The organism is Roseofilum sp. KMC-1, assembly GCF_057802075.1.
The window spans coordinates 509,281-528,569 of the sequence record NZ_CM173605.1 but is presented as its reverse complement, the minus strand read 5'-3'; the positions used below and the strand labels follow the sequence as shown (position 1 = coordinate 528,569).

Annotated in this window: 15 protein-coding genes; 3 read left to right on the top strand and 12 right to left on the bottom strand. The window is 45.3% G+C overall.

The annotated features are described in order from the left end of the window. Positions 1-53: 53 nt before the first annotated feature. The 5 genes from cas10d to AC3FZD_RS02560 form a co-directional block, all read right to left on the bottom strand. Positions 54-3,449: a type I-D CRISPR-associated protein Cas10d/Csc3 gene (gene cas10d, locus AC3FZD_RS02580; RefSeq protein WP_488738628.1), complete on the bottom strand. Its 3,396-nt coding sequence runs from the start codon at positions 3,447-3,449 to the stop codon at positions 54-56. Then, positions 3,442-3,885, bottom strand: coding sequence for a type VII toxin-antitoxin system HepT family RNase toxin (gene hepT / locus AC3FZD_RS02575; protein ID WP_488738627.1), 444 nt, complete (start codon positions 3,883-3,885; stop codon positions 3,442-3,444). Before hepT ends, cas10d begins: the two co-directional genes overlap by 8 nt. Positions 3,886-4,021: 136 nt before the next feature. Further along, entirely contained in the window at positions 4,022-4,417 is a 396-nt protein-coding gene (locus AC3FZD_RS02570) for a hypothetical protein (protein WP_488738626.1), read from the bottom strand. Then, a complete protein-coding gene (gene cas3, locus AC3FZD_RS02565; protein WP_488738625.1) occupies positions 4,405-6,582 on the bottom strand; it encodes a type I-D CRISPR-associated helicase Cas3' in 2,178 nt (725 codons plus the stop codon). Before cas3 ends, AC3FZD_RS02570 begins: the two co-directional genes overlap by 13 nt. A gap of 90 nt (positions 6,583-6,672) precedes the next feature. Further along, entirely contained in the window at positions 6,673-6,867 is a 195-nt protein-coding gene (locus tag AC3FZD_RS02560; protein ID WP_488738624.1) for a hypothetical protein, read from the bottom strand. A 91-nt stretch (positions 6,868-6,958) separates the two neighbouring features. Here AC3FZD_RS02560 and AC3FZD_RS02555 point away from each other — a divergent pair, with 91 nt between their 5' ends. Next, on the top strand, positions 6,959-7,840 hold the full coding sequence (locus AC3FZD_RS02555) for a WYL domain-containing protein (protein WP_488738623.1): 882 nt from the start codon (positions 6,959-6,961) through the stop codon (positions 7,838-7,840). A 143-nt stretch (positions 7,841-7,983) separates the two neighbouring features. Here the strand turns inward: AC3FZD_RS02555 and AC3FZD_RS02550 are convergent, their stop codons facing one another. The 4 genes from AC3FZD_RS02550 to AC3FZD_RS02535 all read right to left on the bottom strand — a co-directional run bounded on the left by AC3FZD_RS02550 (position 7,984) and on the right by AC3FZD_RS02535 (position 12,245). Further along, a complete protein-coding gene (locus AC3FZD_RS02550) occupies positions 7,984-10,191 on the bottom strand; it encodes a calcium-binding protein (protein ID WP_488738622.1) in 2,208 nt (735 codons plus the stop codon). Between the two features lie 161 nt (positions 10,192-10,352). Next, a complete protein-coding gene (locus tag AC3FZD_RS02545) occupies positions 10,353-11,369 on the bottom strand; it encodes a type III secretion system chaperone family protein (protein WP_488738621.1) in 1,017 nt (338 codons plus the stop codon). A gap of 38 nt (positions 11,370-11,407) precedes the next feature. Then, the gene (locus AC3FZD_RS02540) at positions 11,408-11,740 is read right to left on the bottom strand and encodes a (2Fe-2S) ferredoxin domain-containing protein (RefSeq protein WP_488738620.1); all 333 of its coding nucleotides are present in this window, start codon (positions 11,738-11,740) and stop codon (positions 11,408-11,410) included. 25 nt (positions 11,741-11,765) lie between these two features. Then, entirely contained in the window at positions 11,766-12,245 is a 480-nt protein-coding gene (locus AC3FZD_RS02535) for a hypothetical protein (protein WP_488738619.1), read from the bottom strand. A 132-nt stretch (positions 12,246-12,377) separates the two neighbouring features. Between AC3FZD_RS02535 and aroA the strand changes: the two genes are divergently transcribed. Continuing rightward, positions 12,378-13,727 carry a 3-phosphoshikimate 1-carboxyvinyltransferase gene (aroA, locus tag AC3FZD_RS02530; RefSeq protein WP_488738618.1) on the top strand — a complete coding sequence of 450 codons (1,350 nt, stop codon included), beginning with the start codon at positions 12,378-12,380 and terminating at the stop codon, positions 13,725-13,727. A 200-nt stretch (positions 13,728-13,927) separates the two neighbouring features. Continuing rightward, on the top strand, positions 13,928-17,386 hold the full coding sequence (locus AC3FZD_RS02525) for a PAS domain S-box protein (protein ID WP_488738617.1): 3,459 nt from the start codon (positions 13,928-13,930) through the stop codon (positions 17,384-17,386). Positions 17,387-17,452: 66 nt separating this feature from the next. Here AC3FZD_RS02525 and AC3FZD_RS02520 read toward each other — a convergent pair whose 3' ends face one another. The 3 genes from AC3FZD_RS02520 to AC3FZD_RS02510 form a co-directional block, all read right to left on the bottom strand. Then, a complete protein-coding gene (locus tag AC3FZD_RS02520) occupies positions 17,453-17,833 on the bottom strand; it encodes a histidine kinase (protein ID WP_488738616.1) in 381 nt (126 codons plus the stop codon). A 53-nt stretch (positions 17,834-17,886) separates the two neighbouring features. Next, positions 17,887-18,312, bottom strand: a complete 426-nt coding sequence (locus AC3FZD_RS02515) for a thiol-disulfide oxidoreductase DCC family protein (protein WP_488738615.1) — start codon at positions 18,310-18,312, stop codon at positions 17,887-17,889. 154 nt (positions 18,313-18,466) lie between these two features. After that, positions 18,467-19,183, bottom strand: a complete 717-nt coding sequence (locus tag AC3FZD_RS02510) for a Crp/Fnr family transcriptional regulator (protein ID WP_283752128.1) — start codon at positions 19,181-19,183, stop codon at positions 18,467-18,469. Between the last annotated feature and the right edge of the window lie 106 nt (positions 19,184-19,289).

Genomic DNA, 19,289 nt, shown 5'->3' with positions numbered 1-19,289 from the left:
GCGGGTTTAGAAAATTTTATGTTCGATCTCAAAGTCGATCGTTAAACCCGCCCCTACGAGTCTTCTTTGTTTTCTTGATATTGTTGATTTTCTTTGTCATCTTCGAGACGATAAAGGAATTCGCAAGTATCGCGAATGAGGTTGATTTGTCGTCCGGCTAAACGGGCGCGATCGCCACAAAAAGATTTCTCGAAAACTTCGACGACAAAATATTGGGCAAACTCCAATATTTTTTGCCGTTCTTCTTCTCTATTTTTGAATTGCCAACGCCCTTCAGCCGTGGAATTATGCACCCGATCCATCAGTTTACAAATCTCAGCCGCAACAGCAGCAACGAGTGTTTCACCTTGAAAAACGGTGGATTCAGCCTTGAGAATTGTTTCAGAGGCAACATCTATGGGTTTCAAGACAGCATTGGCTTTGGGATTGTATCGCTTATTGGCGCGATAGAATTGACGATAGAGTTCGGTGAGTTTTTTGGGGTGGTTTAAGGGGGATTCTTCAGACACGATTAACTCCTGATTTTCATAGGTACAATAGGGATCGAAACAGGGATAAAAAGCATAGGCATAGAGACGGATTTTCTTAATGGGAACATTCTCGATATTTTGTCGGCGTACCCATTCATTGAGTGAACGAAAAACCGTCAGAGGACTGGTTTGTAAATCCCGCGATAGTTCCGATAGTTTACCCCAGTTGGCATCATATTTTCCTTTGCCTTGTTTGGCGTTAATATCGAGGTGAATGGCATAGGCAGCAGTGAGGACTTTAAGGGGGGCAGGATAAAGTTTTGTGCCCTGCTTTTCTTTCCAGCCTTCGAGGATATAGTCGAGGCGGAAATAATCCGCTTGTACTAATGATTGGAAGGCTTGGGGGGCGCTATCGAGAAAAACGGTTTGCTCGAATTCTGCCCCATCTTTGAATGGGGGAATGGGAGATTCAGAAACAACGGTTTTGACATCTAAAATTAGGGGAAACGCAAAGGCTAACCAAGTTGGCATTACCCAGGATTCAGTATCCGTTGGATCTCGCCCTGGGGGGAGTGCCATAAAGTAGAACGTGAGGGGTTGATTTTCAGGATAGGAGAGCTTAAAGGTGCGGTCAAATTTGCGGTTCGGATCGTTTTCCGGTAAGGCTTTTTTAGTGTCTAAATCTTCCTCCATGAGAAAAACATCGGCGCGTTGGTAGTTATCCCGGCTAAAATCGGCTTGTAAGTCATCGTTGATAAAATGGTTCCGCAGACTCGTATTAAACCGAGTTTGAGCAATATTCCGGTACGCTTGATGTAAAAACTTGTTGGTTTCTGGGGTGAAGTAGTAGGTGGGATAGAAGTAGAGATAGCGATATTTGCCATCCTCAAAGCGTTTGCCAACGGCTTGGGTTTGATTCATCAAAATTTGCCTCAGCATCATTTCTGTGCCGGAAATACTGGAGATATTACGCTTGGCATTGGAGCCGCCTAACATCTGTTTATTGGTGTAGACTTGGGGCGTAAATAAAACGGCTGATTCCATTTGTTCGCTGACGCTATAGGGAGAATGGGAAATGGAGCAAATGAGCTGTTTTCCCCGTCCGTTTTTTTTCGCCAGTTGGTAATGTTCTAATTCTTTGAAAAAAATGTCAACTTTTGCTTTTTCTTGGGGCTGATTATCGGGTAACATGACTACTTGTTCTACCCATAAGCGCAGATCTTCCCAACCATCAGCTAGGGAATATTGCTCTACAATGGGATTAATCAGTTTGGCGATATGGGAAATCAGGGTTTCGCAGGTTTCTCGCACATCTTCAATACCCGGATGATGTTGGAGATATTTGGCGGCTAGAAAGTACCATTCATAGGGAACTCCTCCGGTATTTCCTTTGAGTTTTAAGGCTTTTAAGCTCTGGTTAATCTGCTGAATTTCTCGAATTTGGGGTAAGTATTGTTCCAGTTGCCAAAATTTAGCGGCTTCATGGACTAAATCCAGATCCGGGAATGGGGGCAATGTCTTATCTTGCTTGCAAGCGGCTTCAATTTTGTTAACTTGCTCGCCCCAAATCTTGCGGGTGAGAGCATCTCCGAATTCCGCGATGCGATCGCATCTGATATCATCGCTGAAGTTAAAGTCATAGTCGGCTGAGAGTACCTGTTTTTGCTGAAACTTGATTAAGTTATCGCTGCGACTTTTGGCAACGGAAGGCTTTTTATCGTGTAAAATCCGCAAGGTTGCCTTTAATGCCACTTGCATCAAGCCTGCGATATCAAAGAATTGTTCGTAATAGTCGGCATATTTCATCCCTTTACCATCGCGACTAAATCCCGTTTGTCGCAGCACTAATTCATTTCGACATAAGGCTTTGATTTTTTCTACTACCCGGTTGGGTAAGTTTTCCCTGGAAATGGGGGGCGCATTGCGACGAGCGAGGTAAATGACTCCTGTGGGAAGGTAGAGCAAGGGTTTGTAATAGTTGCCCTCTCCCCCAACCCCCTCTCCCACGGGAGAGTGGGCATTTAGAGAAGTATGAGCTTCCATTAAGGCGTTATTGACGACATTGGTTAGCACGCCTCGGTTTTCGGCGATGCTGTGATAGGTAAACTTTAGTTCTCCATCGCTGAGGCTATGAATGAGCTGTTGTAGGCGCAAAGTTTCAGCATCTTGGGGATGTTTGATGATGGAGGAAAGGGAGTCAGCTAAACAGGCAAGCTCTGCTAGGCAAATAAGAGTGCGATCGCGTAAAGTTGGCTTTAGTCCAAATTCGGAAAAATTCCAGTTGGTTCCCCATCGTCTTTGGGCATTATACGCCACACAAAGTAAATCATCAATATACTCTTGGTAACTGTTTGGATTTTCAGGATCTAAAAACCGATCTAATCCCAATTGAATGATTTTCTCGGCAATAATCTGGCGATGTTGTTCTTTTTGCAGTTTCAGGCAATCTTCCGGCACATCGGCGAACTTTTCAAAGTCATGAAGAATAAACCCGGCAATGAGTAACCGGCGCTCTGGCTCCTCAACTTCTCGGCGCACGGTGGTATTCAGTTTTTGCAGTTCCCGTTCGACTAAGTTGGCTGGAAATAAGCCATTGAGTAGATGGGTGTTCAAGGATTGATCAGCAGCATTGCGGCGATTGTATCCTTCTTCGCGCTCTTCATCGAGGCGATCGAAAAATTTACCCCCTTTAGCTGTAACTCCAATCGTATATTTGAGTAAATTGGGAAGCACATACTCGGCAAAATCAGCCATAATGCGATCGCCTGGATTTTCGGCTGTAATGGCTTGTTTGAGTAGCTTCAGCGTCAGCAGTTCAGCCCGTGGTGCGGCAATTTCGCGAGTCGTTTTGTCTAAGTCGAGATCGATTTCTTCTGATTCCCATCCCTCTTCTAGATCTTCGTCTATTTCGGGTTCAGAGACAGGATCAAATAAGGGTAGTTGTTGTATTTTTGGGTCAGATTTGCGTTTTTTAGCCACGATTGTCCTCTAGGGTGTCTAAATATTGGATAATTTGTCTTTGATATTTGGGATATTCCTGGAGAGCGAGTTGAATACACTCGTGGATTTTTACCGGATCGATTTCATCATAGAGATAGATTAATTTATGTCTTAAGTCATCCAATAAGACTAAATTTTGGGCTAAATCTAATGGGATAATATCATGTTTACTGATTTCCAGAAATGAATCACAGTTCTTTTCAGTTTGTGGTATACCTAGGCTTTTGAGCAGATATCGATTGACATCTAATCCAACTTCAAAGGTAAGCTGTAATAATCGCTCGACAGCTAATTGTGTCTGGGAATCATTCAGGTAGTCGTCTAACGCAATGAAACGGAAAGACTCCAGGTGATTAAGATAATTATTCAGAAAGCCAAGTTTTCTGGAAATAATATCGGGATCTACTTCAGTCATAAGCCTTTAGCCTTTACTGGGTAAAAAAGTTTTAATGCTTGTCAAAGATTTTAAAGTGACGCATTCGTTTGAATTAAGTATCGCTTAGGATAGGATTATAAAAGGGACTATGCTCTTATACATAGCCCCTTATAGACTATGCAGCTAACTTAACAAACTCAATAATCGTTTTATGAGATGGCTGCGGGAACAAATCCAGTTCGAGTTGTTTATACTCGACGGATGCAAGGATTTCTTCAACTTGACTTTCTTTCCAATCGACTTCAGGAGTCGATTCAGATGTATAAAGGCTCAAATCGAAGAGTTCCAGTTGTTTGTATTCCATGTAATTGAACTCCAGTTGAGTTTGGTGGGCAGGTAATCCCTCCCTAGAGCCTCTAAAGTCTCTAGGGTATATAGGGATTGAAATTTCCGATACTGTTCTCAGGCCTTTAAGCCGCCCTGTCCTCAACTGCAAGCCTTGAGGTATAACCGATAGAAGCTGGCAGTTTACTAAAATCCCTCTTAGGGATCGACCTTCTAAACTATCCATAGCTCATCTCCTTTGCTCTTTAAGGTGTATGCGAGAGTATCGATCAGGAGCGCCGATTGTCCGAAGGCAATAGAATAAGGTGCGCTAGGATCGAGCAGACTGTTGGCATCGCTGATGGGGTAAATCTGGAAGTGCATCGGCAAACGTAGGCGCGATCGCACTTCACCCACTGGAAACCGCAACACATAGCTCACCAACCCCTGACGCTTCAGACGCTGATTAATGCCATCGATCCAAGGATTTTCGGGTTGCCAAACTTCCAACCCCACCAATACCTGAACCTTCCATGCATCTGCCACCGGTTGCAGCTCTCCAGGATAAATAAACCGCCAGTTGAGGCGCTCTTCTCGATAAGCGTGCAGTTTCATAAACCCCAAGCAATACTGAAATTGTCCTTTGGGAATCACGGTATTGAGGCGATCGCTAGTTTCCTTGAGCGAATACATAAACGCCTTCTCCGTCATCACTTCCACCTCCAGGTTTGCCAAAATCCCCGGTAACTCATAGGTTTTGAACCGATCTGCCTCATGAGCTTCTGTGAGATCGTATAAACCATATTGCAAGCTACTCGAACCCCGGAAACTCGCCGCATCTTCTAATATCGGATTACCTGTTTTGCCGGATAACTCTTGCCATTCTCTTTCCCATCGTTTGCTCAAACCAAACATGGTTTTCAGTCGCGCCTTAAAAATCCTTTCGGCTGTCGTTTCAAACACTTCCGCACTTTTCTCGTAAACGGCTCTCACTGTCTTATGCTTCAACTTGCTGCACAAAACCATCGACTGCACCGCACCCCAGCGAGCATAGTAACCGCGAAAATCATTGATTTGGCGATACTTTTCAGTAATCTGCTGGTGGAAAAAGGGGCGATCGTAACTGCTTCCTGCTTCTAGTGGTGCAGTGTCTCCACAAAACAGTCGTTCAACCAAAAACTGGGGAACCAGAGCATAAGCCCTAAAGCCATCAAATTGGATATCTTCTCCATCGCGATCGTAACTTTCATGTCGCCCCAATCGTCCCAAACGCTGGATAAAATTACCCCCATCTGCTGCTTCAAAAAACAGGAAGTTAATCTTAAAGTCAACTCCTACATCAATGGTGCTAGTTCCAATTACTAAATCCGCCGAGAGAGACTGAGATTTAACTTGTTTTCCCGATAATCCGGTATTTTCACCAACCGTTAACCCATAGGGAGAGAGCAAGGTTTTAAAGAATGGAGTAAGTCGCTTGACTGCGGCAATTGAATTCAGAATAATTGCGCCCTTACTGCCTGGCTTTTCCTGAAATTGTTGGATAATTAACTCGCTATTTTCTTTCAGCCACTTCTCTGAAGAATTACCTGATGATTCCAACGGGATAAAGTTCAGCAATATTTCTCCCGTAACGCGCCGCCATCCTTGTTCTGAAAGGGCTTGTAATTGCTCTGGAGTGTCGGGAAATTGATACTTATGGTCGGCGATGGGATTGATTTCATAACAGCGAAATTCAGCCGATTCTAAACGCTCTTTGAGTTCTTTATTCGGAGTTGCAGAAAGAAACAAAAACTTCTTGCGGCGGTTAGTACAGCGAATTAAAAGTAGGGTATTGATGACGCTGGCAATTTGGGGCGCGGCAAAGACATGGAATTCATCAAAGATAAATAAGTCAAAGTTTTTATCGAGTCTTTGCCATAATTGATCGGGACTATCTTTAGCAGTGAGATATGCACCTCGATGGAGATAGTGAAAGATATCTGGGTTGGTTAAAATAATGTCCGATTGCATAATGCGAGTGGCGATCGCCCCCGATTTCTTTAAACCCTCTTGTTCTGCATACAGTTCTAACTCTGCCCCACTTAACCGCACCACACGCGGATCGTTGCGCGGTTGGAATGTGGCGATATAGTCTTGAACCTGCTTTTCTTGATCTCGCGCTAATTCATTGGTCGGGTAAAGCGCGATACAATATTCTTTACTTTGCAAACTGGATAAATAGGCGGCTAAACTCTTGCCATCTCCAGTCATTGCCGTATTAAACACTACATCAATATCAGGATCTTGTAAGGCTTTCCACGTCTCCAATTGATGCCAAGATAATCGCCACTTTTCGGGGAGTTTAATCTTGTCGATTGATTCCGTTGCTGGACAAGAATAAACAGATTTTAGGGTAATCGAATACTCATTCATGGGTTAACTGCATGGAGTAAAAATAGTCTTTGTCATCGCGTCTCCTTCATCACACTTACCATTCTACAAGGCACTGGAAGGGCATTCTTCCTACTTAATTAACCGATACTCATACTGATTCTTTTCCACATGGCGCTTATCGAACTGATACCCGCGCTGCTTCAAGCTATGCATGGTGGCTGAGAAGCGATGGCTGATTTTCTCTACGAGTTCCTCGGTGGAGTGCCATTTACCATCAGACATGAGATGTAAGAGGCATTCTCCTAACGTTTCCTTAGTATCCATATTTTTCTGTCCGTAACTGCTTGATATCTCCCATAATAGTTCTGAAAATAGAGAAAATCAATAACTACACAGAGAAAGTGTACGGACAAATATGAGTCGTAAAGGTCAATCCATAACCCTATCGGTATCCGAACGAGACAAAACCCATTTAGAGCAACTCGCTGAAGAATTCGGCATGACATGGGGAGACAAGCCGAATATTTCTAAACTGATTAAGGCGATCGCCCGGCAACAGCTCCGTATTGCTCCCAATAACGACTGGTTACCGGAGCGAATAGAACTGCTCAACCGGGTTAGAAACCTGCTGGTTGATTACGGAAAACTGCCAGAAGCCAAAGAAATTGCCAAAATATTATGCGATCGCGGCGAACTCTCGCTTCCCCTCAGACAAGAAATTGAAGCCTTTCTCCACGCTCCCATTCCCCCATGGCGACAACAAATTGAAACCTTCATCCACCGTCAAAGATCCTTTCGCCTCTCCTACCGAGATGCAGCCGATCGCCTGTGGGATTACACGATTCTCCATGCTCGGATCATACCCATTGAACAACGAGAATATCTAGTATGTCGCTGCCAAGAATCCGAAGGCAATCTAGATATCCCAGAACTCTCCCATAATTGGTGCTTGCGACTCGATCGCATTCAAGAAGCAGCCATAGTCCCCATTCAACAAACCTGGGCCCAGGACTTAGAACAGATTACCGTAGAATTGCGGCTATCTGGCGGATTAGCCTTTGCATACCGTAGTAAAAAAATGGGCGATCAATCCCTTAGTCACCTAGAAGGCGATCCCCCCACCCGACAAGTGATCCGCAACGTTTACAACACCTTCTGGTTATTGCGAGAAGTACGTGGTTATGGTCAAGACTGCGAGATTATCGCACCACAGAATCTGCGCGATCGCTTTATTGAAGATTTGAGGAAAACTGCCCAAAACTATAACCTGCTTACCCCGGATTCAGCATCTGATTGAACCTTCAGTTACAGTGCTTTGCACTGTAACTGCTCCACAAACACCCCATATTCAGCCGAAGCAATACCCTGTTGCAAGATGGGCAAGACCTCCATCATTTGGTCTTTATAGCACTATGCTTGACAAGGGAGCAAGATGTTTGCCTAAAGCACCACACTACCCGCACTCGTTCCACCCACATTAGCCGCCGTCAGCGCCGTCCCGCCAATTGTGTCACTAAAATTACCCGCCGCAGTGAGAGTACCCGTACCATTATGGAGAATCGAGAACGTCCCCCCATTCACCGCAAACGCATTATTCGTCACCGTCAAAAACGCTCCCGTTCCCAAATTCGTACCCGGACGAATCGCCAAACCATTATTACTACCCGTCACCCGGTTATCCCGAACCACAATACTACCGGCATTACTCAGCGTCGCTCCAAGCGGAGAATCTCGCAGACGAATCGCCCCATCTGTGCCCCCATTATTCGTATTAATATTTTCCAACTGGTTATTCTCAATCGTCACCGTACCTCCACCCGCTCTCACACCAGCCACTTGAATCCCTTGCTGACGAACCGTATTCAAACGATTTCCGCTAATATTTGCTGAACCAATCGTATCTAACAGGATTCCTGGAGCATCTTCCCCAGGATTACCAATATTATTCACGGCATTATTAGTAATATTAACTGTATCTACCTCATAGATAAACATCGCCCGTTTGCCATTGCCTGTAATCGTATCAAACTGATTATCTTGAACCGTCAATGTACCAAAGCCTTGAGGATTCGGCGAATTCAAGACTCGGAAAATCCCATCTTCAATCAGATTCGTAAACGTATTACTGCGGATAATCACCTCACTACCAGGGTCTCTCAAATTCATCACCGGAGTTTCCGCAACTCCATCACTGGTAAATTGGAATCCATTAATAATAATCGGCCCAGCAGAAGAACCTGCGCGGTCAAATTCTACAAACCCTCCTGCACCACCAACCACTGCTTCAGAGTTACGAGTTGCCCCCAACGGCTGATTGGCATTCGGCCCTAACAGTTGCACCGCTTTGTTAATATTAATCACCTGGCCGGGAATATACATACCCGGTAGCACTTGTACCAAGCTTCCTGTAGGTGTAACAGAGACGCGATTAATTCCATCCTGAATCTGAGCAAAGGCATTAATGCCAATAACTCCATCTCTCTCAGTCAGGGGGCCATTGCCATCAGGGTCAACCCTTGTACCATTGGCGAGAGTTGCCCAATTATCATCCACATACACCCAATCATCATCCAGAATTTTCACCTCGGCTGTATTGGGAGTGCCTACAATATAAAAGCCACTATTCGAGAGAGTAATGCTGACATCTTCAACCAGATTAGGAATATTGTTATTAATCGGCACAACCGGTAATTCCACTGTCGCTGCTCCGGCGGGAATGGTTACACTGCTGTTGAGGACTTGGTAGCGTGTGCCATTTACCGCCGTTCCCTGAACCGTATAGTTAACGGTTAGTGCTGCTTCCGTAGACCCTCCGGTACGGGTGAGGGTAAAAATACCATTGGTGGCCGGATTCCCTTCTACGGCAATATTAGTAGTCGCTTCCAAGGAAACAGTGGACGGTTGAGGGGGGGGAATAGGGGTTGGGGTAGGTGTGGGAGTTGGGGTTGGGGTTGGGGTTGGGGTTGGAGTCGGTGCAGGGATGGGATTTAAGTTGGTGGTAAAGTCTGCTTCGGTAATCTGGCTTGGATTAATTCCAGACAACACCATTAAATAGTTACTCGTTACCAGGTCTTGAATCACGGTTGTGCCGGTGAAAGACCCTGTTCCAGCCGTAATCAATAGGTGTTCAAAGGCTAAACCAGGTTCTAAACCGAGTAAATCTTGGCCATCTTCAAAATCAACGGCAATATCCGCATCCGTAATTAAGGGGCCGCCAGTAGTCGGAGGTTGTCCAAAGGTATTGCGTCGGCCCATGACAAAAATATCTTGGCCCCCATCACCGAGCAGCACATCTGCACCCAAATCTCCATGGAGAACATCATTGCCTCGGTCTCCGGATATCAGGTCATTGCCCTGACCCCCATAGAGAATATCATTGCCCTGACCGCCATAGAGGGTATCGTTATCCTGATTCCCATTCATGAAATCATCATCCTGATTGCCAATCAGGATATCGGTTCCCTGTTCTCCGAAAATGCTGTCGTTGTTCTCATTGCCGGATAATAGGTCATTGCCGAAGTTCCCGAAAATCAGGTCGCCGCCTTGCTGGGAAAATACTGTATCATTGCCAGCCAGGAGAAAAATTTGGTCGTTTGCTGGGGTTCCGACAATGAAGTTATTGCCGGGCACACCGTTGATGACTGCCATGGGTTCACGTCCTCACCCTAACCACTAGCTTATTTTATCCGAATCTTGATTGTTGTCACGGGATTTTGTTATAGCTTGGTGAGAGGGCAGTTCCACCCAACCTTCGACCGATGATATAAAAAAAAGACTATAGACTCTATTGAATTCATATTCGAGATTGTTTACAGCTCAACTCTGGCGATCGCCTCCGAGATGGAACTTCCCTCCAACACTGCCACAATTCCTGGTAAATACCGATTCATGATGGTTACATTGGCATACACCAGCGATCGCACCAAAGCCACCGAGAGGCGATCGCCCTCAACATCAATGCTCGTCTTATATCGGAGTTCACCGTCGCTCAAGTCTAACTCGAAATTGCCCAAAATCATGCCATAGTTAGCTTTTGTTAAGAATTCCGCCATTAACCCCCGATCGCCTTCTGGAACTGCAACCGGAAAAATAGAATAAAAAATAAACTGCTTTCTCACTTCATCAATGCGAGCATAACAGCGCCAACGGCCATTTTCTCCCTGAAATGCTAACTGTAAAAGTCCCGGCTCAACCTGTATAAATTCCCAATCATCTTGCTCAAAAAACGCCCGCACCACCGCCTCTAAAGAAGTCTCCTCTTCCTCCTCTGTCCACTCCTCCAACTGCCGCATTAATCGAGCAAATCCCCCCTCTTCCACCTGGGAAAATTCCGTTTCTAAACTATCTTGAACCGTATTAAACAGGGTTTCCAGGGCTTGCGCTCCCCTCTGAACCGCTTGGGTGAGTTGGGTTAAATTAGCCCGTTGCCAAAAGGTATCATAACCGACTCTCTCCCCCTCAATCTCTTGATACACCGACAGCGCCAACCATAGCTCAGATTGTAACCATTCTGGGGTTAAAATCGCCCGTAAATCATCGGCAATCGGATCGGGCACTCGATCGGGTTGTAACATCAGATCCAAGTATAGGGGGCGATCGCGCCTAAACTCCCCCCTCATTTGCCCCCGCCATCGTTTCTGCAAATTAAACAGATTCTTCTGCACAATCTGCTCATAACTTGCCCCAGCCACTGCCACCCTTAAGCGCACTTCCGGCAACCCCTCCCCAGACTTCACCTGAAGGTGTACCCCTTGCACCGGCAATGGAGTCTCATTTTCGGCATCAAAAATCATCTCTTCATTCAGTTCTAAAGTGCGATCGGTCATCGCCATTCCTCTCAATTCATGGGCCGATCAACTCACACTTACTCACCGTAATATTGATATTGTAAATGAATACGAGGGTGGAGTAATCTTTGTACCGGTTCCCCACCCTGAAGATGGGATTCAACAATCTCAGACACATTTTCAGGTTTGATCCGACAATACCAAATTTCATCTGGTAAAACCCGTACCGTTGGCCCCAGATTACACTGACCTTGACATCCTACCCCCTCAACTTTAACCCTTTCACCAGCATAAGCTTCAAAAGTAGCTAAAACCTCAGTTGCTCCTTGCCGACAACAGGACTCATGTTGACAAACCCAAACATACTGAATTTTGACTTCTTCTGGAAAATTTTCTGCATCTAAACTCATTACCCATTACCCATTACCCACACCTTTAGTGATGAATATCCAACGACAAGACATATTGACCTAAATTCAGACGTTCGCACCACAACTCATACTCAATTCTCAAATGTTCCGGTTGCGAATATCCCGTTAAAATCAGACTTCGCGTAAAATTCCGCAGGCGCATCTGTCCCACTTCATTCGCCGACTCTCCAGAGAGCCAATATCGAGATAACCCATACATCCCCTGTTCCCAGAAATGGCGATAACTCAATTTGCCATTGCCCTGCATCGTCATCACTACCCGATGGGCGGAAATCTCCAACCATAATAATCTCGGCGGCCCGGCTAAGGGAATGGTGGGGTCAATTTCCGGATTACGGTCGTAGAGTCCCGGTTCATTGAGCAACAGATGAAAGCGGTCTCGATCCTTACGGTATAGCGTAGCGGCAGTTTCCACAAAAGAATAAATGGGAAGATCCGTAGAGGAAAAACACAGACTAACGGGTTTGCGGTGGTTTTTAAGCATATCTAATGAAGAGAGAACAACAATTGACAGATCTAAGACAGGTCTAAGAAATGAACCCCTACCAGCCTGTAACACCATAAGGTATGATTGCGCTACAGAGTCTTAATTTTCACTTATTTTTAGTTTATCTCCATGACCGCCCCGATCGTTACCCTAAATTTAATTGGCCCTGATGAAGATTTGATCATTCAACCCCCAACAACTGGGGTAGCGCTACAGGGCAAGATTCAAGTCCCTGGAGATAAATCAATTTCCCATCGGGCCCTGATGTTGGGCAGTTTAGCCCAAGGAGAAACCACGATCGCCGGATTGCTCATTGGAGAAGACCCCCAGAGTACGGCCGCCTGTTTTCGCTCAATGGGCGTAAACATTACAAAACTTAACTCCGAACAGGTTCAGGTCAACGGTTTAGGACTCGGATCGCTCCAAGAGCCAATCGATATTTTAGATTGTGGCAACTCTGGAACTACAATGCGCCTGATGTTAGGAATTTTAGCTTCCCATAAAGACCGCTTTTTTAGTGTAACCGGAGATCGGTCTTTGCGATCGCGTCCCATGTCCAGAGTCATCAAACCCCTACAACAAATGGGCGCTCAAATTTGGGGACGCAAAAATCAGACCCTCGCCCCCCTAGCCGTCCAAGGAACCCAACTCCAACCCATTCATTACCATTCCCCCATTGCATCAGCCCAAGTTAAATCCTGCCTTCTCCTGGCCGGACTCATGGCCGAAGGAGAAACCACCGTTACCGAACCAGCCCTATCCAGAGACCACAGCGAACGCATGTTAGCCGCCTTTGGCGCAACGGTGAAACGAGACCCTCAAACCCATTCTGTGACCGTCGTGGGGCCAGCCCAATTATTCGGTCAATCGATTATTGTTCCTGGAGATATTAGCTCGGCAGCCTTCTGGCTAGTTGCAGGAGCCATTATTCCTGATAGCGACCTGATGATTGAAAATGTCGGCATTAATCCCACCCGCACGGGAATTTTAGAGGTATTAGAAAAAATGGGAGCGGAGATTGAATTTCTCAATCAAAGAACAGTAACCGGCGAACCCGTAGCCGATCTACGGGTCAAATCCAGCCGTTTACAAGGGTGTGAGATCGGGGGAGAGGTGATTCCCCGCCTCATTGATGAAATTCCCATCTTAGCCGTCGCGGCTGCCTTTGCCCAAGGAAAAACCGTGATTAAAGACGCGGCAGAACTGCGGGTCAAAGAAAGCGATCGCCTGGCAGTTATGGCCTCCGAACTCGGCCGCATGGGAGCCAACATCACCGAATATCCCGACGGCCTAGAAATCATCGGCGGCACACCCCTGAAAGGAGCGGAAGTAGACAGCTATACCGACCACCGGATCGCCATGAGTCTGGCGATCGCCGCCCTCAACAGCCAAGGACAAACCACCATTCATCGCGCCCAAGCCGCCGCCATCTCCTATCCCACCTTTACCCCCACCTTGGAGAAGCTGATCGGGGGTTGAGGAAGAGAGGATCGCTCAACTCTCAACTCTCCACTGACCAGCAGCCTTAAGATAGAATAAAGGATAATAACCCTAATTCATTTTCCCCTAAACCTCCGGTTAAAAAAAACTATCCCAGAGACATCCCGTATAGTGAGCTATTTTCAACCACGGGATTTTTCAGTTAAGCTCTGGGTAACCTGATGTGTCCCTACTTGCGAATGGACAGTCCAAATTCTACTCTAGAGTTATTCCAACTATTTGTTGAACAAACCCCCGCCGCTGTGGCCCTGTTCGACCAACAAATGCGTTATTTACTCACCAGCGATCGCTGGTTAAGTGATTATGATCTTAGGGATACCCCCCTAAACAACCTTACCTTCTACGACACCTTTCCCCATTGTCCAGAACAATGGAAACAAATACATACTGAATGTTTATTGGGAAACTATGAAGGGTGTGAAGAGCATTATTTTTTCGGAAAAGATGGAAAACTGCAATGGGTAGAATGGGATATTCGCCCCTGGCGTAACTCTTCTGGAGAAATTAATGGTCTGATCCTGTTCACCAAAAATATTACTAAACGTAAACGTGCAGAGGCGGCCTGGATGAAAATTGAGAATCGGTTTAACAAGCTTACAGCTAATGTCCCTGGCATTATCTGTCAACTCATTCTTAAACCCGAACACCCCATCCAATTCACTTACGTGAGTTTAGGCTGTAGTAAAATCTGCGAGATCGATCCAGACGATCTCCAGCAAAATCCCCATCTGTTTGAAGAATTAATCCATCCTGATGATCTCTCAGAATACAAAGCCTCCATCAATAGAGCCATTCAAAACCGCTCATCTTGGTCTTGGGAAGGCCGCATCATCACCACATCCGGTCAAATTAAATGGCTTGCTTGTACCACTTCCCATCCAGAACCTCAAAACGCCATAGATCGCCAATTTGTAGACGATCTCCCCTATGACCTAAGCACAAATGAACTACTTCTAGATGGTCTATTGATTGAAGTCACCGAACGCAAACAGGCAGAATTAAGTCTCCTGCAACAGGAAACCCAATTAAGGGCCCTGTTCCAAGCCATGACCGATCTGATCCTAGTCCTCGATCGAGAAGGTCATATACTAGAAGTTGCCCCAACTAAATGTAATCTATTTCCCCAAGATCGGGTAGAACTCTATGGCATGAAGCTCAACGATCTCATGCCCACCGAAACAGCCCATCGTTTATTGGCTAACCTGCGTCGCGCCTTAGAAATTCAAAAAACCATTGATGTAGAATATTCCATGACTCTAGAGGGGCAAACCTTTTGGTTAGCGGCTAAAGTCTCTCCTTTAGATCTCGATACCGTTGTTTGGGTTGCCCGTGATATTACTCGCCGCAAAGAGTCAGAAGGGAAATTAGAGCAATATCGAGATACTTTAGAAGAGCGAGTCGAACAACGAACGGCTGAACTAGAAGCCGAAGTCAGGGAGCGTCAACACATTGAACAAACCCTACGCCAGCATGTACAAATGCTGGATTTAGCCAATGATTCCATTATGATTCTCAACTTAGATGGAACCATTCAGTATTGGAATCATGGGGCCCATAAACTCTATGGTTGGACAAAAAAACAAGCCATCCATCAAAATATTCATACGCTCTTACAAACAGAATTTAGTACCCCTTTATCTACTATTCATCAGATTTTAAAAGAACAAGGATATTGGGAAGGGGAACTCCAACAAACTAAACGGGATGGCAGCTCAATCACCGTAGCGAGTCGATGGACGCTTCAGCACGATGATGAGGGCAATGCGGTAGCTATTTTAGAAATGAATAATGATATCACTTATCGCTTTGAAACCGAGATGGCTTTAAGGAAAAGTGAGGAACTCTATCGCACCTTAGCCCAGAATTTCCCCGATGGTGCAGTTGTTCTCTTTGATCTTGACCTGCGGTTTACTTTGGCAGAGGGCCGAGAATTGGGTAAATTGCGATTAGCCAAAGAAAAATTAGAAGGGGCAACGCCAAAAGAAGTGTTTCCTCAATCAGTGAGTCAGTTAATGGACTATCATTATCGAAATGCCTTGGCTGGAGAAACGGAGCATTTTGAAATTGCTTTAGGAGAAAATTTTTATTTAGTCCAAACACTGCCGGTCAGAAATGATGAAGGAGAAATTATGGCGGGTATGGCTTTGATGCAGAATATTACCCAGCGTAAGCGCTCTGAAGAAGCCATCCGTAAAAGTGAGGCTCGCTATCGGGAAATGGCTCAACGGGAGGAGTTGATTAATCGTTTAGCTTCTCAAGTCCGCAATTCTTTGGATTTGGATCGGATTTTGGAAATTGCGGTGGTAGAAATTCAGAATTTGTTGCAGGTCGATCAGTGTTTGTTTAGTTGGTATCAGTCCCAGGGAGATGAGGTAAGCCAAACCCCTGAATTTTCTCCCCATGGCTATCTGAATGTGGTTAAAGAGGCAAAAATGGAAACTTTGCCCTCTGTATTGGGGTGTTTTCCGGTAGCGCCGGACGATCCCCTATTGGATAATTTATTGAATTTAGAAATGTTGCAAGTAGATGATGCTTTAAGCCATGAGAATCAGGCCATTCACCAACTTTATGAAAGTCGAGGGTATCGGTCAATTTTATTTTTACCGATTAAAACGGCTTACGGGGAGTTGGGTTGTGTCAGTTGTGCCCATTTTGATGGGCCCCGTCGCTGGACGGAAGATGAAGTAGAATTGTTACAAACGGTGACGGATCAGTTGGCGATCGCCATTAGCCAAGCTGAACTCTATCGTCAGGCAACCCTAGCTGCCGAAAATGCCGATCGCAAAGCTAAAGAACTTGAAGAAACCCTCAGACAACTGCAACGCACCCAAGCCCAACTCATTCAAAGCGAAAAACTTTCTAGTCTCGGTCAAATGGTAGCCGGTGTTGCCCATGAAATTAATAACCCCGTCAACTTTATTTATGGTAATTTAGTTCCCGCCAGAGACTATACCGCCGATATCCTGGGATTATTAGAACTGTATCAAGAAACCTATCCCGATCCCGCAGAGCTGATTCAAGAAGAAATAGAAGCCATCGATCTAGAGTTTATCAGTGAAGATTTACCCCGACTCTTAGATTCAATGCAAGTGGGAGCCGAGCGTATTCGAGAAATTGTGCTATCTCTGCGAAATTTCTCTCGCCTTGATGAAGCAGATATGAAAAAAGTCGATCTCCATGAAGGCATTGATAGCACTTTAATGATTCTCCAAAATCGCTTAAAAGCCAAAGGCGATCGTCCAGGAGTAGAAGTGAGCAAAAATTATGGTCAGTTGCCCAAAATCTTTTGCTATCCCGGACAACTCAATCAAGTTTTTATGAATTTGCTCAGTAATGCCATTGATGCTTTAGAAGAGCATAACATTGCCGATCCCAAAATTACGATTACGACTGAATTAACTAACAATACTCAAGTGGCGATCCGACTGACTGATAATGGGCCGGGCATTTCTGAAAAAATCCGTCAACGCTTATTTGACCCATTCTTCACTACTAAACCGGTGGGCAAAGGAACCGGATTAGGACTAGCCATTAGTTATCAAATTATTGTGGAGAAACACCAAGGACAACTCACTTGTATTTCTGAAGTGGGTCATGGTGCTACGTTTGTGATTCAAATTCCGATTATTTCTGGTTAAATAGAGCGCTACAGGGGAGTAAAGGGGGAAGCTAACAAGGGGTTTGGGGCCCCTTGTCATTAATGCTTAAACTAGGGATTCTTCTGTCAAAATTTGACAGCCTTCTAACCCTAACTCCGGTTGTTGGCGATAAGTATCTAAGGGTTCCATAACAGTAACTGTAAAATTGCTTCGGACTTGATAGAGATAATCCACATGGGGATCATACTTTAAGCCGACACGCAAGTTAGAAAAATCATCTTCGCATAATTCAAAACCAAAGCGAACAATAATTTGGGCGACGAGGCATTCAGGAGTATTAACGGTTTCCCCCATGGTGTCGCGCTCTTGCGTAAAGGTATCTAAAAATCGTTGCAATTTGGGTAAAACTTTCTTAGGATTGCCATTGCGACTAGCGTAGACAATTACCGGGTTACCTTCAACGATGAAGTGACAGGAGACAGCCATAGATTTACTGCGATCTAGTGTTTAAGTCCGATCCGATCATATGCTGGTCTGGGTCATTTTGCTTGACGAGATTTGGGATTAAGGTTTGCACATTCGGGATCGATACTGCACATATGCAGGGTTTCTCGCTGGCCAAACCACTGATAGCGGTGATCACGTATTTGTTCATAAAGGCGATCGCCCACTGCTTTGAGTCCCGGTATTCCTCGATAAACTTGGATGAGACCCTCTCCCCCAGGAAGGAGACGACTGATTTCTTCGGCCGCTTCGCTACCTTGCCATCGCTTTTGGGAATTTTCTGTATCAATTAGAATCATCCCTAATTCACAGTCTTGGGGACTAATTCCCCATTGGGCTAACGCTTCTTGGTCTTGCATGGGACTATAGGTAAATCGTTGCCCTTGGTCAAACTGAGACAGCACTTGAACTAAAGAGGAGCATAGATTACAGTTGCCATCGTAAATAATTTGATATCCCATGATGCTTTAAATCTAAACTATTGGGGCGATCTGACTTAAAGATCGTAAGACTCGATCTAAAAACAATTTCCTAACCCGGAGGTGGCAAGTGGTAAAATGAGTGGGAAAAGGGTCAGGAAATTCTAGATCAAGTTGGAGATTTTTGATTTATCTCCTAACCTTCTGGGTTAGAAGGGGGAAGACAAATCAGGTTATCATCCAAAGTAATAATCAGCCCTTTCGAGCGCAACTTACCCATTAAGCGAGTAACGGTTACCCTCGTTGAGCCAATGGCGCTACCAATTTGGGCATGGGTGAGTGTCCAAGGCAAATAATAGCCCTGTTCGCAGACTTCACCATACTCTTCAATCAATAACGTTAAAAAGCCCAACAGCCGATCAATCGTGCGTCGCTGGCCCATGGTTCCCAACCATAGGAGTTTACGCTGATTTTGATAACGGAAGGCTTCCATGACTTCACGGCGAAAATGGGGCCAATTATCTAAATCATGCCAATACATCCATAAAACGGTGGTTTTATCGACATGGGCATAACTGGAAATCGTAAACGGAGATTGGGAGACAATTTCAAAGGGTTGACCTGCTCCTACAAATCCTAAGAAGGATTCATCAGGAATTTGGTTATCGGGATCGCTGTTAGCGCTCAAACGGGCGACCAAACTCGGAGTTTTAGTCGAAGCGCTAATCTGGGCACTGACGAGGCGAACGGAACCGCGTTGTACGAGATAGAGTAAGCCCGGACGGACAGGAATTTTGTCATCCTTGTTAAAGGTGCGGGTGCGATAGTGATCTTGCGCCCAGTCAATAATTCGCTGCCATGTCAGAAATGGGCGAGAGGTAGTAGATTCGGATTCTGGAGACACTGAAAACATAGGTTAGAAATTGTGAAAGAATAACAAAGACAACAGTGAATTGTTGCTAGAGTCAAGGATACCTTGTTTCTAGTAAAAAGGGTCACTGGTAGCCGGAGGCTATTGT

What these genes read in the sequence shown, in the direction of transcription:
- aroA (WP_488738618.1), top strand. Translation starts at nt 12,378, where the DNA reads ATGACCGCCCCGATCGTTACCCTAAATTTAATTGGCCCTGATGAAGAT.
- AC3FZD_RS02520 (WP_488738616.1), bottom strand. Translation starts at nt 17,833, where the DNA reads ATGGCTGTCTCCTGTCACTTCATCGTTGAAGGTAACCCGGTAATTGTC.
- AC3FZD_RS02525 (WP_488738617.1), top strand. Translation starts at nt 13,928, where the DNA reads ATGGACAGTCCAAATTCTACTCTAGAGTTATTCCAACTATTTGTTGAA.
- AC3FZD_RS02510 (WP_283752128.1), bottom strand. Translation starts at nt 19,183, where the DNA reads ATGTTTTCAGTGTCTCCAGAATCCGAATCTACTACCTCTCGCCCATTT.
- AC3FZD_RS02555 (WP_488738623.1), top strand. Translation starts at nt 6,959, where the DNA reads ATGAGTCGTAAAGGTCAATCCATAACCCTATCGGTATCCGAACGAGAC.
- AC3FZD_RS02535 (WP_488738619.1), bottom strand. Translation starts at nt 12,245, where the DNA reads ATGCTTAAAAACCACCGCAAACCCGTTAGTCTGTGTTTTTCCTCTACG.
- cas3 (WP_488738625.1), bottom strand. Translation starts at nt 6,582, where the DNA reads ATGAATGAGTATTCGATTACCCTAAAATCTGTTTATTCTTGTCCAGCA.
- AC3FZD_RS02570 (WP_488738626.1), bottom strand. Translation starts at nt 4,417, where the DNA reads ATGGATAGTTTAGAAGGTCGATCCCTAAGAGGGATTTTAGTAAACTGC.
- AC3FZD_RS02545 (WP_488738621.1), bottom strand. Translation starts at nt 11,369, where the DNA reads ATGACCGATCGCACTTTAGAACTGAATGAAGAGATGATTTTTGATGCC.
- AC3FZD_RS02515 (WP_488738615.1), bottom strand. Translation starts at nt 18,312, where the DNA reads ATGGGATATCAAATTATTTACGATGGCAACTGTAATCTATGCTCCTCT.
- hepT (WP_488738627.1), bottom strand. Translation starts at nt 3,885, where the DNA reads ATGACTGAAGTAGATCCCGATATTATTTCCAGAAAACTTGGCTTTCTG.
- AC3FZD_RS02540 (WP_488738620.1), bottom strand. Translation starts at nt 11,740, where the DNA reads ATGAGTTTAGATGCAGAAAATTTTCCAGAAGAAGTCAAAATTCAGTAT.
- AC3FZD_RS02550 (WP_488738622.1), bottom strand. Translation starts at nt 10,191, where the DNA reads ATGGCAGTCATCAACGGTGTGCCCGGCAATAACTTCATTGTCGGAACC.
- AC3FZD_RS02560 (WP_488738624.1), bottom strand. Translation starts at nt 6,867, where the DNA reads ATGGATACTAAGGAAACGTTAGGAGAATGCCTCTTACATCTCATGTCT.